This is a genomic window from Candidatus Binatia bacterium (genome assembly GCA_023150935.1).
GTDB lineage: Bacteria > Desulfobacterota > Binatia > HRBIN30 > HRBIN30 > JAKLJW01.
On record JAKLJW010000064.1, the window covers coordinates 1 to 14,780 of the forward strand.

General features: G+C 62.5%; 13 protein-coding genes and 1 tRNA gene. All 14 read left to right on the forward strand.

The window, feature by feature from the left end:
• On the forward strand, positions 1-74 hold a 74-nt coding region (locus tag L6Q96_22010), incomplete at its 5' end, for an elongation factor Tu (protein ID MCK6557225.1).
• 10 nt (positions 75-84) lie between these two features.
• Positions 85-237 carry a 50S ribosomal protein L33 gene (gene rpmG, locus L6Q96_22015; protein MCK6557226.1) on the forward strand — a complete coding sequence of 51 codons (153 nt, stop codon included), beginning with the start codon at positions 85-87 and terminating at the stop codon, positions 235-237.
• 54 nt (positions 238-291) lie between these two features.
• Positions 292-365 (forward strand) — tRNA-Trp (locus L6Q96_22020).
• Positions 366-400: 35 nt separating this feature from the next.
• Complete coding sequence (secE, locus tag L6Q96_22025; GenBank protein MCK6557227.1) at positions 401-622, forward strand: preprotein translocase subunit SecE; 222 nt, start codon at positions 401-403, stop codon at positions 620-622.
• A 6-nt stretch (positions 623-628) separates the two neighbouring features.
• The gene (gene nusG, locus L6Q96_22030; GenBank protein MCK6557228.1) at positions 629-1,159 is read left to right on the forward strand and encodes a transcription termination/antitermination protein NusG; all 531 of its coding nucleotides are present in this window, start codon (positions 629-631) and stop codon (positions 1,157-1,159) included.
• Between the two features lie 65 nt (positions 1,160-1,224).
• Positions 1,225-1,626 (forward strand): 50S ribosomal protein L11, encoded by a 402-nt coding sequence (rplK, locus tag L6Q96_22035; protein MCK6557229.1) that lies wholly within the window; start codon positions 1,225-1,227, stop codon positions 1,624-1,626.
• Between the two features lie 12 nt (positions 1,627-1,638).
• Positions 1,639-2,343, forward strand: coding sequence for a 50S ribosomal protein L1 (gene rplA, locus L6Q96_22040; protein ID MCK6557230.1), 705 nt, complete (start codon positions 1,639-1,641; stop codon positions 2,341-2,343).
• A 10-nt stretch (positions 2,344-2,353) separates the two neighbouring features.
• Positions 2,354-2,878: a 50S ribosomal protein L10 gene (rplJ, locus tag L6Q96_22045; GenBank protein MCK6557231.1), complete on the forward strand. Its 525-nt coding sequence runs from the start codon at positions 2,354-2,356 to the stop codon at positions 2,876-2,878.
• Between the two features lie 39 nt (positions 2,879-2,917).
• Positions 2,918-3,301, forward strand: coding sequence for a 50S ribosomal protein L7/L12 (rplL, locus tag L6Q96_22050; protein MCK6557232.1), 384 nt, complete (start codon positions 2,918-2,920; stop codon positions 3,299-3,301).
• A gap of 29 nt (positions 3,302-3,330) precedes the next feature.
• Positions 3,331-7,446 (forward strand): DNA-directed RNA polymerase subunit beta, encoded by a 4,116-nt coding sequence (gene rpoB, locus L6Q96_22055; protein ID MCK6557233.1) that lies wholly within the window; start codon positions 3,331-3,333, stop codon positions 7,444-7,446.
• Between the two features lie 21 nt (positions 7,447-7,467).
• Entirely contained in the window at positions 7,468-11,610 is a 4,143-nt protein-coding gene (gene rpoC, locus L6Q96_22060) for a DNA-directed RNA polymerase subunit beta' (GenBank protein MCK6557234.1), read from the forward strand.
• Positions 11,611-11,685: 75 nt separating this feature from the next.
• Positions 11,686-12,057: a 30S ribosomal protein S12 gene (gene rpsL / locus L6Q96_22065; protein ID MCK6557235.1), complete on the forward strand. Its 372-nt coding sequence runs from the start codon at positions 11,686-11,688 to the stop codon at positions 12,055-12,057.
• A gap of 23 nt (positions 12,058-12,080) precedes the next feature.
• Entirely contained in the window at positions 12,081-12,551 is a 471-nt protein-coding gene (rpsG, locus tag L6Q96_22070) for a 30S ribosomal protein S7 (GenBank protein MCK6557236.1), read from the forward strand.
• 57 nt (positions 12,552-12,608) lie between these two features.
• Positions 12,609-14,690 (forward strand): elongation factor G, encoded by a 2,082-nt coding sequence (gene fusA / locus L6Q96_22075; protein ID MCK6557237.1) that lies wholly within the window; start codon positions 12,609-12,611, stop codon positions 14,688-14,690.
• Positions 14,691-14,780: the final 90 nt, after the last annotated feature.

Consider the following 14,780-nt stretch of genomic DNA (forward strand, 5'->3'; position numbering starts at 1 on the left):
AGGGGCTGCGGTTTGCGATTCGCGAGGGCGGACGCACGGTCGGTGCCGGCGTCGTCGCTAAGATCATCGAGTAAGGGGGCGCAGATGCGGGACCTCATTTCGTTTCAGTGCGAACAATGCAAACGCCGGAACTATACGACCACGAAGAACAAGAAGACGACGACCGAGAAGCTGGCACGGCGGAAGTTCTGCCCGTCCTGTCGGACACATACGGCCCACAAAGAATCGAAGGTGTAGAGCGCGAGACGAAATCGGCACGGACCCTGAAACCTCCGGGCGACCGGCGGCCTTGGGTCAGTAGCTCTAATTGGCAGAGCACCGGACTCCAAATCCGGGGGTTGCAGGTTCGAGCCCTGCCTGACCCGTTATCCCGACGGAAGGACGTAGACGGCTGGTGACTATGGCACTGCAGGAACAGACGGGAAATATTCGGGATGCGGCGCTTCGCGCCAGTTCCTTCGTTTCCGAGGTGTGGGCGGAGCTCCGCAAGGTGCACTGGCCGGGCCGCAAGGAGACCTACGCAGCCACCGTCGTGGTGCTGGTGGTGACGTTTATCGTGGCGGTCTTTCTCGGGGTCGTGGACTTGGTTATCTCTCGGTTCGTTCAGGCCATTCTGAGTTGAGATACGATGCCCAAGGAGTGGTACGTCGTCCATACGTACTCCGGCTTCGAGCACAAGGCGAAAGCCGCCCTCGAAGAGCGGATCAGAACCCTCGGGATGCAAGAGCATTTCGGGGATATTCTTGTTCCGGCGGAGAAAGTCGTCGAGCTGGTGAAAGGGCGCAAGAAGACGTCCTCCCGGAAGTTCTTTCCCGGCTACATGCTGGTGAACATGGACCTCAACGACGAGACCTGGCACCTCGTCAAGTCGACCCCCAAGGTGACCGGGTTCGTGGGCGACGCCACCCATCCGTCGCCGATATCTGAGGCGGAAGTGCGGGAGATCACGAACCAGATGGCCGAAGGGGCGGCCCGCCCGAAGCCCAAGGTGCTGTTCGAAACCGGCGAGAGCGTTAAGGTGATCGACGGGCCGTTTGCGGACTTCAACGGCGTTGTGGAGGAGGTCAAGGCCGACAAGGGTAAGCTTCGCGTTCTCATCAGTATCTTCGGCCGCGCCACCCCTGTCGAGCTCGACTTCGTCCAGGTGGAGAAGGCGTAGCGCACGACGACCCGGGATTGCACGCGGTGTAAGGAGCAGGATTCGTGAAAAAGGTTATTGCCGAGGTGAAGCTGCAGATTCCGGCCGGGCAGGCCAACCCGAGCCCTCCCGTAGGTCCCGCACTCGGTCAGCGCGGCGTGAATATCATGGAGTTTTGCAAGTCCTTCAACGCGCAGACGCAGGCGCAGGCCGGGCTGATCATCCCGGTGATCATTACGGTCTATGCTGACCGCTCGTTTACCTTCGTCACCAAGACGCCGCCCGCGGCGGTGCTCCTTAAGCGTGCGGCCGGTATCGAGAAGGGATCGGGCGAGCCCAACAAGAAGAAAGTCGGCAAAGTGACCAGGGCGCAGGTGCGCGAGATCGCGCAGCTCAAGCTGCAGGATCTCACCGCGGGCTCGATCGAAGCTGCGATGCGCACGGTCGAGGGGGCTGCACGCAGCATGGGCCTCGACGTTGTCGACTGAACGAGGTGTAGTATGCCAAAGCACGGGAAACGCCTTCGCGCGGTGCGCGAGCAGGTTGATCGCAACCGCCGGTACGCTCTCGAAGAAGCGCTGCAACTCGCCGTCAAGACCGCCACGGCGAAGTTCGACGAAACCGTCGAGATGGCGGTCAGGCTCGGTGTCGATCCGCGCCAGGCGGATCAAAACGTCCGGGGGACGGTGCAGTTGCCCCATGGCACCGGAAAGACGGTGCGCGTGCTCGTGTTCGCCAAGGGGGAGAAGGAGCGCGAGGCCTCTGATGCGGGCGCCGACCACGTCGGCGGCGAAGACCTGATTAAGAAGATTTCCGAGGGATGGCTCGAGTTCGACAAGGCGGTCGCCACTCCCGACATGATGGGATTGGTGGGTCGTATCGGAAAGATCCTCGGCCCGCGCGGCCTCATGCCGAATCCCAAGGTCGGAACGGTGACCTTCGACGTCGGTAAGGCGGTGGCCGATCTCAAAGGCGGGAAGGTGGAGTTTCGGGTCGAGAAGGCTGGCATCGTGCACGTGCCGATCGGCAAGGTGTCGTTCGGTGTGGAGAAACTGGTCGGCAACGCCCAGGCCGTGATTCATGGGCTCGTGCGGGCCAAGCCTGCCGCGGCGAAGGGTAACTACCTGCAAACGATCGCCGTGTCTTCGACCATGGGCGCCGGTGTCAAGGTGGATGCCGTTGCGCTGCGTGCCGCGGCGGCCTGAGGAGACGATCGTGAATCGTGAAGGAAAAGCCGCATCCGTTGCCGAACTCCAGGCGCGCTTCGAGCGGGCCTCGGTGACCCTGGTGGCAAGCTCGACCGGCCTGACGGTGGCCAAGACCCAGGAGCTGCGTCGTGCCCTGCGACAAGCCGGAGGCGAGTTGAAAATCGCCAAGAACACCTTGGCGCGGCGCGCCCTGAAGGACACCGCGTACGCCATTCTCGACGAACTGCTCACCGGCCCCACCGGACTCGTGTTTGGTTACGACGATCCAGTGGCGGTTGCCAAGGTGCTGGTCCGCTTCGCGGAGCAAAACGACAAGCTTTCGATTGCCGGCGGTGTCCTCGAAGGGCGTCTGCTGGCTGGCCCCGCCGTGGCCGACCTCGCCAAGCTCCCGAGCCGTGAGGTTCTGCTTGCCACGCTGTTGGCCTTGGTGCAGGCGCCGGCTGCCCGGTTACTGCGGACTGTACAGGAACCCGGTGCCCGTCTGGCACGGCTACTAGGCCAGGTGCGGGATCGCTTGGAGAAGCAAGACTGACCGTTTGTCTTTCTTAAGGAGGAGACTCTCATGTCGGAAATGAACGTGACCCGTGACCAGGTGAAGGACTTCATCAAGCACATGTCGCTGCTCGACGCGGCGGCCCTGGTGAAGGAACTCGAGGAGGAACTCGGCGTCAGTGCCGCAGCTCCGGTAATCGCGGCCGGGCCGGCGGCGGCGGCCGGGCCGGCTGCCGCCGCTGCGCCCGAAAAGGACGAGTTCACGGTGATGTTGACGGGCGCCGGTGACAAGAAGATCCAGGTGATCAAAGTGGTCCGCGAGCTCACCGGGCTCGGACTCAAGGAGGCCAAGGATCTTGTGGACGGGGCTCCCAAGCCGGTGAAGGAGGCGGTCCCGAAGGCGCAGGCCGAAGAGATGAAGAAGAAGATCGAGGAGGCGGGCGGCACGGTCGAGCTGAAGTAATCGCGGGGCGCGGAGCCTGAGGAGTCACCATGGGTGCGCGGGTAGCGAATAATCTGCGGTTGCGGCGGAGCTTCGGTCGGATCAAGAAGATCATCGAGATACCGAATCTCATAGAAATCCAGAAACGCTCCTACGAGGAGTTCCTTCAGCACGCGGTTGCTCCGGGAGACCGGACCGATACCGGGTTGCAGGGCGTGTTCAAGTCCGTTTTTCCCATCAAGGACTTCAACGACACGGCATCGCTGGAATTCGTCGGGTACGGACTGGGCGATCCGAAATACTTGGTGGAGGAATGCCACGAACGCGGCATGACCTTCGCCGCCCCGCTCAAGGTGACCGTGCAGCTCGTTCTGTGGGACAAGGATCCCGAAACGGGGGCCACGTCGATCAAGAACGTGAAGGAGCAGGAGGTCTATTTCGGCGAGATCCCGCTGATGACGGTCAACGGCACCTTCATGATAAACGGCACCGAGCGCGTGATCGTCAGCCAATTGCATAGGTCGCCCGGGGTGTTCTTCGATCACGATAAGGGCAAGACCCACGCCAGCGGAAAACTCCTCTATTCGGCGCGCATCATCCCCTATCGGGGTTCGTGGATCGACTTCGAGTTCGACCCGCGCGACATCCTCTATGTGCGGATCGACCGCAGGCGCAAGTTCCACGCTACGGTGCTGCTGCGCGCCCTCGGGATGTCGACCGAAGATCTCCTCAATTACTACTACAAGACCGATACCATCCTCATCGACCAGAAGCGCCTTGCCAAGGTCTTCAAACCCGAACACCTGTTGAATGCCAAGGCGACGCGCGACATCCGCGGCCCGAACAACGATCTGATCGTCAAAGAGGGACGCAAGGTCACGAAAGGCGCCCTCAAGCAGCTCGAAGCGGCTGGCGTCAAGGAAATTCCGATCACCCTCGAAGAGATCGTCGGTCGGGTGGCAGCTCACGATGTCGTGGACCCGGCCACCGGCGAGGTGCTCCTCGAGTGCAATCACGAAATGTCCGCCGACACTCTGGACCGTCTGCGCGAGCGCGGCATAGCCGGGGTCGAGGTGCTGCTGCTCGACGAACAACACAGCGGCAAGGCTCTGCGGGAAACCCTGACCAACGACGGTTGCAGCAGCCCGGAACAGGCGATCATGGAGATATACAAGCGCCTGCGTCCCGGGGATCCACCAACGGAGAAGACCGCGCGGGATCACTTCAACAACCTCTTTTTCAACGCCGAACGTTACGATCTGTCGCGCGTCGGCCGACTGAAGTTGAACCACAAACTTCGTATCCAGGTGCCGTTGGAGCAGGGGACGCTGCGGGCCCAGGACATCCTCGAGGTAGTCCGACACCTCATCGATCTCAAGAACGGCATCGGAGTGATCGACGACATCGACCACCTGGGCAATCGTCGCGTTCGCGCCGTCGGCGAGTTGGTCGAAAATCAGTACCGCATCGGCCTCGTGCGCATGGAGCGCGCGATCAAGGAACGCATGAGCCTGCAAGATATCGAGACGCTCATGCCCCAGGAACTCATCAACTACAAACCGGTGTCGGCGGTCATCAAGGAGTTCTTTGGGTCCAGTCAACTGTCCCAGTTCATGGACCAGACCAATCCCCTGTCGGAGATTACGCACAAACGCCGCCTGTCGGCACTGGGCCCGGGTGGCCTGACGCGCGAGCGCGCCGGGTTCGAAGTCCGCGACGTGCATCCGACGCATTACGGCCGGGTTTGCCCGATCGAAACGCCCGAGGGTCCGAACATTGGCCTGATCGCCTCGCTGTCGACGTACGCGCGCGTGAACGAGTTCGGCTTCGTCGAAACCCCATACCGCGAAGTCGAGGGAGGACGGGTTACGGACCGCATCCGTTACCTGTCCGCGCTCGAGGAAGAGGAGCACGTTATCGCGCAGGCCAACGCCCCGCTGGATGCGCGGGGTCACTTCGTCAACGATCTGGTATCCGCCCGTCTCGGCGGCGAGTTCTCTATGGTCCGGCCCGACGAGGTCCAGTTCATGGACGTGTCGCCCAACCAGCTCGTCAGCGTCGCCGCCTCCTTGATCCCCTTCCTCGAGAATGACGACGCCAACCGCGCGCTGATGGGGTCCAACATGCAGCGGCAGGCGGTGCCGCTGCTGCGCACCGAAGCGCCACTGGTCGGAACGGGGATGGAAGGCGTTGTCGCCCGCGATTCCGGAGTTACCGTCCTTGCCCGGCGCGCCGGTACCGTCGAGAGCGTCGATGCCACCCGCGTTGTGGTCAAGGCGGACAAGCCCAGCGATTCGGGGCGCGACGCCGGGATCGATATATACAACCTGACCAAGTACCAGCGTTCCAATCAAAACACCTGCATCAATCAGCGACCCATCGTGGTTGCCGGGGAACACGTGGAAGCCGGCGAGGTGCTGGCCGATGGCCCCTCCACCGACATGGGCGAACTCGCCCTCGGGCGCAACGTACTCGTCGCCTTCATGCCCTGGGGTGGCTACAACTTCGAAGACTCGATTCTCATCAGCGAGCGCGTGGTGAAGGACGATTACTTCACCTCGGTGCACATCGAGGAGTTTGAGTGCGTGGCGCGAGACACCAAGCTCGGTCCGGAGGAGATCACGCGCGACATCCCGAACGTCGGCGAGGAGGCCCTCAAGGACCTTGACGATAGCGGAATAATCCGCATCGGTGCGGAGGTGCGCCCCGGCGATATCCTGGTCGGCAAGATTACGCCGAAGGGCGAGACGCAACTGTCGCCCGAGGAGAAACTGCTTAGGGCCATCTTCGGGGAAAAGGCCGGCGAGGTGCGCGACACTTCGTTGAAGGTCCCCCCGGGAGTGGAAGGCACCGTGATCAGCGCGCGGGTGTTCTCCCGTAAGGGCGTCTCGAAAGACGAACGCAGCCGATTGATCGAGGACGAAGAAGTCAACAAGCTCAAGAAGGACCAGGAGGACGAGCAGCGCATCATTCGCGACTCCACGATCAAGAAGGTTAAGCGCCTGCTCGCCGGCAAGACCGCTAGCACGCGCCTGACCAATGATGCCCGCGCCGTACTCCTCCAGAAGGGGCAGGAGATAACGGGGGCCGATATCGATGCCCTTGCTCCGGCACTGTGGGGCGAGATCAAGATCGGCAACGAGAAGATCGAGGAGGAACTGCGTATCGTCGTCGAGGCCATGCAGGAACAGTTCTCGCTGATTCGCATGGTGTTCCAGGAAAAGATCGAGCGCCTCAAGGGTGGCGATGAACTGCCTCCGGGCGTCATCAAGATGGTCAAGGTTTTCGTGGCCATCAAACGTCGCCTGCAGGTGGGCGACAAGATGGCCGGACGTCACGGTAATAAGGGCGTCCTGTCGCGGATCCTGCCGGAAGAGGACATGCCGTATTTGGATACGGGTGCTCCGGTCGACATCGTTCTCAACCCGCTCGGGGTGCCGTCGCGCATGAATGTCGGTCAGATCCTCGAAACCCACCTGGGGTGGGCGGCGCGGGAACTCGGCGCGCAGCTCGCGCAACGGCGTGCCGAAGATGCCGATGCGCTGCGCAGCCAACTTGCCGACGTCTATGGCAAGGACTTTTCGGAGTTCATAAAGGAGTTGAAGGCGGATGACCTCGAGCGCCTGGCGCACAAGGCCGCCCGCGGCATCCATGTTGCCTCCCCGGTTTTCGACGGTGTCGGGGAGACAGAGATCTTCGGCCTCCTCAAGAAGGCCGGACTGCCGGTCACCGGCCAGGCCCGATTGCGCGACGGCCGCACGGGCGAGCTGTTTGCACAGCCGGTCACGGTCGGAATCATGTACATCATGAAGCTGCACCATCTCGTCGACGATAAGATCCACGCTCGATCTACGGGGCCATACTCGCTGGTCACCCAACAACCGCTCGGCGGCAAGGCGCAGTTCGGTGGGCAACGGCTTGGCGAAATGGAAGTGTGGGCGCTCGAAGCCTACGGCGCCGCATACACCCTGCAGGAGATGCTCACGGTGAAGTCCGATGACGTTGCCGGTCGCACCCGCATGTACGAAGCTATCGTCAAGGGCGAGAACGTTCTCGAGCCCGGCCTGCCCGAGTCTTTCAACGTCATGATGAAGGAACTGCAAAGCCTTGCGCTCGACGTCGAGCTGCTCGAAGAGAAGCCGACCGGGGGGTCGGCGCAATCGTGACGCGCCGGTTTCGGAGGACGCATGGAAGACCTATTCACGTTATTCGAGAAGCCGAAGAACCCGCTCAGTTTCAACGCCCTGCGCGTCTCGCTCGCTTCACCCGACAAGATCCGATCGTGGTCCCACGGTGAGGTGAGAAAGCCTGAGACCATCAACTACCGTACGTTCAAGCCGGAACGCGACGGTTTGTTCTGCGCGAAGATCTTCGGCCCTACCAAGGACTACGAGTGCAATTGCGGCAAGTACAAGCGCATGCGCCATCGCGGGGTGGTGTGCGAGAAATGCGGTGTCGAGGTCATTCAATCCAAGGTCCGGCGCGAACGGATGGGCCACATCGATCTCGCGACGCCGGTGGCGCACATCTGGTTCCTGAAAAGCCTCCCCAGCCGCATAGGCACGTTGCTCGATATGACTCTGAAGGAGCTGGAGAAGGTCCTGTACTTCGAGTCCTATATCGTGATCGATCCGGGCAAGACCCCGCTCACCGCCAAGGAACTGATGAGCGAGTCGCGCTACCGTAAGGCTCGCGAGGAGTTCGGCGACGCTTTCCGGGCCGAGATGGGCGCGGAAGCGATCCGAACGCTGCTCAAGGATATCGAGCTGGACGAGCTCGGCCAGCAGCTCCGTACCGAGATGCGCGAGGCCACGAGCGAGGCGAAGCGCAAGAAGATGGCCAAGCGCCTCAAGGTCGTGACGGCGTTCCGCTCCTCCGGCAATCGTCCCGAGTGGATGATCCTCGAGGCCATTCCCGTCATCCCGCCCGACCTGCGCCCCCTGGTCCCGCTCGATGGCGGACGCTTTGCCACTTCAGACCTCAACGACCTCTACCGCCGCGTCATCAACAGGAACAACCGACTGAAGCGGCTCATGGAGCTGAGCGCACCCGACATCATCGTCCGTAACGAGAAGCGAATGCTCCAGGAGGCGGTCGACGCGTTGTTCGACAACGGGCGGCGCGGGCGGGCCATTACCGGCCCCAACAAGCGGCCGCTCAAGTCCTTGTCCGACATGCTCAAGGGAAAGAGTGGGCGCTTCCGCCAGAACCTGCTCGGCAAGCGCGTCGACTATTCGGGTCGGTCCGTCATCGTCGTCGGACCGGAACTCCGCCTGCACCAATGCGGTCTGCCGAAAAAGATGGCCCTCGAGCTCTTCAAGCCGTTCATTTACAACAAGCTCGAAGAGCGCGGTCTGGTGACGACCATCAAGAGCGCCAAGAAGATGGTCGAGAAAGAACGCCCCGAGGTCTGGGACATCCTCGATGAAGTCATCCGCGAGCACCCCGTCCTACTCAACCGCGCCCCGACACTGCACCGGCTGGGCATTCAGGCCTTCGAGCCGATCCTGATCGAAGGTAAGGCGATCCAATTGCACCCCCTTGTCTGCGCCGCGTACAACGCCGATTTCGACGGCGACCAGATGGCCGTGCACGTACCGCTCTCCGTGGAAGCCCAGGTCGAAGCGCGGGCGCTGATGATGTCGACGAACAACATCCTGTCGCCCGCCAATGGCAAGCCGATCATCGTGCCGACGCAGGACATAGTCCTCGGCCTCTACTACATGACCCGCGAGCGACCAGGCGCCCTCGGTGCCGGGAGGCGCTTTTCCGGCTTCGGCGAGGTTCGGGTCGCCTATGACCAGGGCGAGGTAGATCTGCAGGCCCCCGTCAGGGTCCGCATCGACGGCAAGATGGTCGACACCACCGTCGGCCGGGTGCTGCTCTACGAGATCGTGCCGCCCGAGATTACCTTCGAGCAAGTCAACCGGGTGATGAAGAAGAAGGAGCTGGGCGCACTCATCGACATCGCCTATCGCTTCTCGGGCAACAAGGCGACCGTCATCTTCGCCGACAAGCTCAAGGATCTGGGATACGATTTCGCCACGCGGGCCGGCATTTCCATAGCCATCAAGGACATGGTTATCCCCGCTCACAAAGCGAAGCTGCTAGATGAGGCCTACGGCAACGTCAAGGAAATCGAGGAGCAGTACAACCAGGGCCTCATCACCGACGGCGAGCGCTACAACAAGGTCGTCGACATCTGGGCCGAAGTAACCGACCGCATCGCCGATGCGATGATGCGCGAATTGCAGACCGAAACCGTCCGCGACGAGAAGGGCGAGGAGCACCAGGCGGCGAGCTTCAACCCCATTTTCATGATGGCCGATTCCGGCGCGCGCGGCAGCGCACAGCAAATCCGCCAGCTCGCCGGAATGCGCGGCCTCATGGCCAAACCCTCGGGCGAAATCATCGAAACGCCCATCACCGCCAACTTCCGCGAGGGACTGACCGTACTCCAGTACTTCATCTCCACGCACGGTGCCCGCAAGGGCCTCGCCGACACCGCCCTCAAGACGGCTAACTCCGGTTATCTCACGCGGCGACTGGTTGACGTGGCGCAGGACTCCATCATTACGGAGGAGGACTGCGGCACTATCGACGGGATCGAAATGACACCGCTCGTCGAAGGTGGAGAGGTGATTGAGGGCCTTGGCGATCGGGTTCTGGGTCGGGTCGCGCTGGAGGATATCCACGACGTCGGTCGCGCAGACGAAGTCCTGGTCGAGGCGAACGAGGAAATCGACGAGGATCGCGTCAAGCGCATCGAGGAAGCTGGCCTCCAGCGGGTGAAGATCCGATCCGTGCTCACCTGTCAGTCCCGGCAGGGCGTCTGCATTCGCTGCTACGGCCGCGACCTCGCCCGCGGTCACATGGTCAACCTCGGCGAAGCCATCGGGGTCATCGCGGCGCAGTCGATCGGCGAGCCCGGGACCCAGTTGACGATGCGGACCTTCCACATCGGCGGGACCGCGAGCCGCCGCGCCGAACAGACCACGTTGGAGGTCCGCCACGACGGGATCCTGCGCTTCATCAACCTGACTACCGTCACCAACAAGGACGGCGATCTCGTGGTCATGAACCGCAACGGCGAAGTCGCGGTAGTCGAGGCCGCCGACGGCGGCCGCGAGCGCGAGCGCGAGCGCTACCAGATCGTGTATGGAGCCAAACTCAAGAAGAAGGACGGTGCCCGAGTCAAGGTCAACGAGCTGATCGCGGAGTGGGACCCCTACACCATCCCGATGCTCACCGAAGTGTCCGGCGTGGTGAAATTCGGCGATATTGTCGAAGGCACCACGATGGAAGAGAAGGTAGACGAGCGCACCGGTCTATCGACCAAGGTCATCATCGATTGCAAGGACCTCGACAAGCGTCCCCGCGTATCGATTAAGGATGCCGAGAACCGCACTCTCAAGCTGCCCGGCTCCGAAGCCGCGGCGCGCTACCTCCTGCCTGTCGGCGCGCACATCAACGTTACCGAGGGTCAGATGGTTTCCGCCGGCGACGTGATCACGAAGATCCCGCGCGAAACAACCAAGACCAAGGACATCACCGGTGGATTGCCCCGCGTGGCGGAACTCTTCGAGGCTCGCAAGCCGAAGGAATACGCGGTCATCAGCGAGATCGACGGCACGGTGTCCTTCGGGAAGGACACGAAGGGCAAACGGAAGGTTGTCGTCACCCCGGAGGTTGGCGAGCCGCGCGAATACCTGATCCCGAAGGGAAAACACATAAGCGTTCACGAAGGCGACCACGTCCGGGCTGGCGAAGCACTCATGGACGGGTCGTCCAACCCGCACGATATCCTGACGATCCTGGGTGATAAGGCGCTCGCCAAGTACCTGGTCGACGAGATCCAGGAAATCTACCGGTTGCAGGGTGTGCGCATCAACGACAAGCACATCGAGGTCATCGTTCGCCAGATGCTACGCCGCGTGCGGATCAAGGACGTGGGCGACACGGATTTCCTCGTCGGCGACCAGGTGGAGAAATGGCGCTTCGAGGAAGAGAACCAGCGGGTCATCACCGGTACGGGCGAACCCGCGATCGCGGAGCCGCTGCTGCTGGGTATTACCAAGGCCAGCTTGTCCACGGACAGCTTTATCTCCGCGGCATCTTTCCAGGAGACGACCAAAGTGCTCACCGAAGCCGCCATCAATGGCAAGGTGGACCACCTGGTGGGCCTGAAAGAGAACGTCATCATGGGTCGACTGATTCCCGCCGGCACCGGCGTGGCCACCTACGGGCGGATGGAAATTCAGGTCGAGGGGGACGAGGGGGCGGGGGAAGAGGGGCCGGTGCCACATGTGGCGGAGGCGATAGAGGGATGAGCTTGACACTAATCAGCGTTTTCAATAAAAGAAACGCTTTGACTTCAGCGACGCAGATCGATTCCCGGTGGCCGCATGCCGACCATTAACCAACTTGTGAAGCAGGGCCGCGCCAAGCAGCGCAGGCGACTGACCGCGCCCGCCCTGCAAAGCTCCCCGCAGAAGCGGGGAGTGTGTACGCGGGTCTACACGCAAACGCCGAAGAAACCGAACTCGGCGCTGCGCAAGGTCGCTCGCGTGCGCTTGACCAACGGCATCGAGGTCACGACCTACATTCCCGGTATCGGCCATAACCTTCAGGAACACTCGGTCGTGCTGATTCGCGGCGGACGCGTGAAGGACCTGCCCGGCGTCCGCTATCACGTCGTTCGTGGAACCCTGGACTCCATTGGCGTCCAGGACCGCCGTCAGGGTCGTTCAAAATACGGGGCCAAGCGCCCCAAGTGAGCGGGAAGAAGGACGAGTAGAACATGCCGCGCAAAGGCGAGGTGCGGCGTCGGGAAGTCTTGCCCGACCCCAAGTTCCATGACCGAACGGTCACCAAGTTCATCAACGCAATGATGAATCGTGGGAAGAAGAGCCTCGCGGAGCGCATACTGTACCGCTCGCTCGACGTGATCGGGGAACGCGCGAAGGAAGATCCGCTTGCGGTCTTCAAGCGCGCCCTCGACAACGTTCGGCCCGTCGTCGAAGTGCGCTCGCGCCGTGTCGGTGGGGCGACGTACCAGGTGCCGGTCGAGGTCCGGCCCAATCGCCGCATGTCATTGGCGATGCGCTGGATCGTACAACACGCCCGGCAGCGGGGCGAGAAGTCGATGGCCGACCGTTTGGCCGGAGAACTACTGGATGCCGCTAACGGACGCGGCGCAGCGATGAAGAAGAAGGAGGACACCCACCGTATGGCCGACGCTAACAAGGCGTTCGCCCATTATCGGTGGTAGTCATGGAGTGGCGTAGGGAGTCGGCGGCCTGCCGCCGGACATCCCGCCTCAAGCGTTATGGCACGCACAGTCCCGCTCGAGCGGACTCGAAACATCGGCATCATGGCTCACATCGATGCCGGGAAGACGACGACGACCGAGCGCATTCTATACTACACCGGCATTAACTATAAGATCGGGGAGGTCCATGAGGGCACGGCCACCATGGACTGGATGGTGCAAGAGCAGGAACGCGGGATTACCATCACGTCCGCCGCGACGACCTGCGTCTGGCGCGATCACCGCGTCAACATCATCGATACCCCCGGGCACGTCGACTTTACCATCGAGGTCGAGCGGTCGCTGCGCGTCCTTGACGGGGCGGTCGCGGTGTTCTGTTCGGTGGGCGGTGTCGAACCGCAGTCGGAAACGGTGTGGCGCCAGGCGGACAAGTACGGCGTTCCGCGGATTGCTTTCATTAACAAGATGGATCGCATCGGTGCCGACTTCGACCGCGGGGTTGCGATGATCCGCGACCGGCTGAAGGCCAACCCCGTGCCGATGCAACTGCCGATCGGCGTCGAGGAACACTTCCGGGGGATCGTCGATCTGGTCAGCATGAAGGCGTTTCTCTGGGACGACGAAAGCCTCGGCGCACGATTCCGGACGGACCCGATCCCCGGCGAGTTACAGGCGGCCGCGGCTGCTGCCCGGGAGCGCCTCGTGGAAGCGGCGGCCGAGGGCGACGAGGCGGTGCTCGAGAAGTATCTCGAGGGCAGGGAGATCAGCGAGGCCGAACTTCGCGCGGCGCTGCGGCGCGCAACGCTGGAGCTGAAAATAGTGCCGGTTCTGTGCGGCTCGGCGTTCAAGAACAAAGGCGTGCAGCCCCTGCTCGACGCCGTCGTCGATTTCCTCCCCGCTCCCACCGATGTCGCCGCGGTCGAGGGCGTCAATCCCAACACCGAGAAGACAGAGGTGCGGACGGCCGATGACAGCGCTCCTTTTTCGGCGCTGGCGTTCAAGATCATGACCGACCCCTTTGTCGGCTCGTTGACGTTCCTTCGCGTCTACTCGGGCCAACTGGAGTCGGGGTCCTACGTTTACAATTCGACCAAGGGCAAGAAGGAGCGGATCGGCCGCCTACTCAAGATGCACGCCAACAAGCGCGAGGATATCAAGGAAGTCCTCGCCGGCGACATCTGTGCCGCGGTGGGCCTGCGAGCCACGACGACCGGCGACACGCTTTGCGAGGAGAACCGACCGGTGGTTCTGGAGTCGATCGAGTTCCCGGCCCCGGTCATATCGATTGCCATCGAGCCGAAAACCAAGGCCGATCAGGAAAAGCTTGGGACCTCGTTGCAGAAGCTGGCTACCGAGGACCCCTCGTTCCGCGTCGCAACCGACCGGGAAACCGGCCAGACGATCATATCCGGCATGGGCGAACTCCACCTGGAGATCATCGTCGACCGCCTGTTGCGGGAGTTCAAGGTCGACGCCAACGTCGGCAAACCGCAGGTCGCGTACAAGGAAACGGTCCGCAAAGCCGTCGAACGGGAAGCGAAGTTCGTTCGCCAGACCGGTGGGCGCGGCCAGTACGGGCACGTGGTCCTGCGTGTCGAACCCCTGCCGCCCGGCGGTGGCTTCGAGTTCGTCGACGCAACCAAGGGCGGAGTGGTCCCGCGAGAGTACATTCCGGCAGTCGAACGTGGAGCCCACGACGCCATGGAAACCGGGCCGCTGGCCGGTTACCCGATGGTGGACGTCAGGGCTACCCTGCTGGACGGCTCCTATCACGAGGTGGACTCGTCGGAGATCGCCTTCAAGATCGCCGGCTCGATGGCGCTTAAAGAGGGTGCCGCCAAAGCGGCCCCGGTGATCCTCGAGCCGATCATGGCGGTGGAAGTCGTGGTGCCGGAGGACTTCATGGGCGACGTCATTGGCGACCTGAGCGGCCGCCGCGGCCGCATCCAGGGCATGGAAGCGCGCGGCGGCGCGCAGGTGATCGGTGCCCAGGTCCCGCTGGCGGAGATGTTCGGCTACGCCACGGATCTGCGCTCGATGACCCAGGGACGCGCGACTTACACGATGCAGTTCGCACATTACGAACCCGTACCTCAGACGATTTCCGAGGAGATCGCGGCCAAGGCCGTCGGTGCCTGAGCCGCCGGGCAACGTGGATGACCGGGGAGGACTGAGCCATGGCGAAACAGAAGTTCGAGCGCAAGAAGCCGCACGCGAACGTGGGGACGA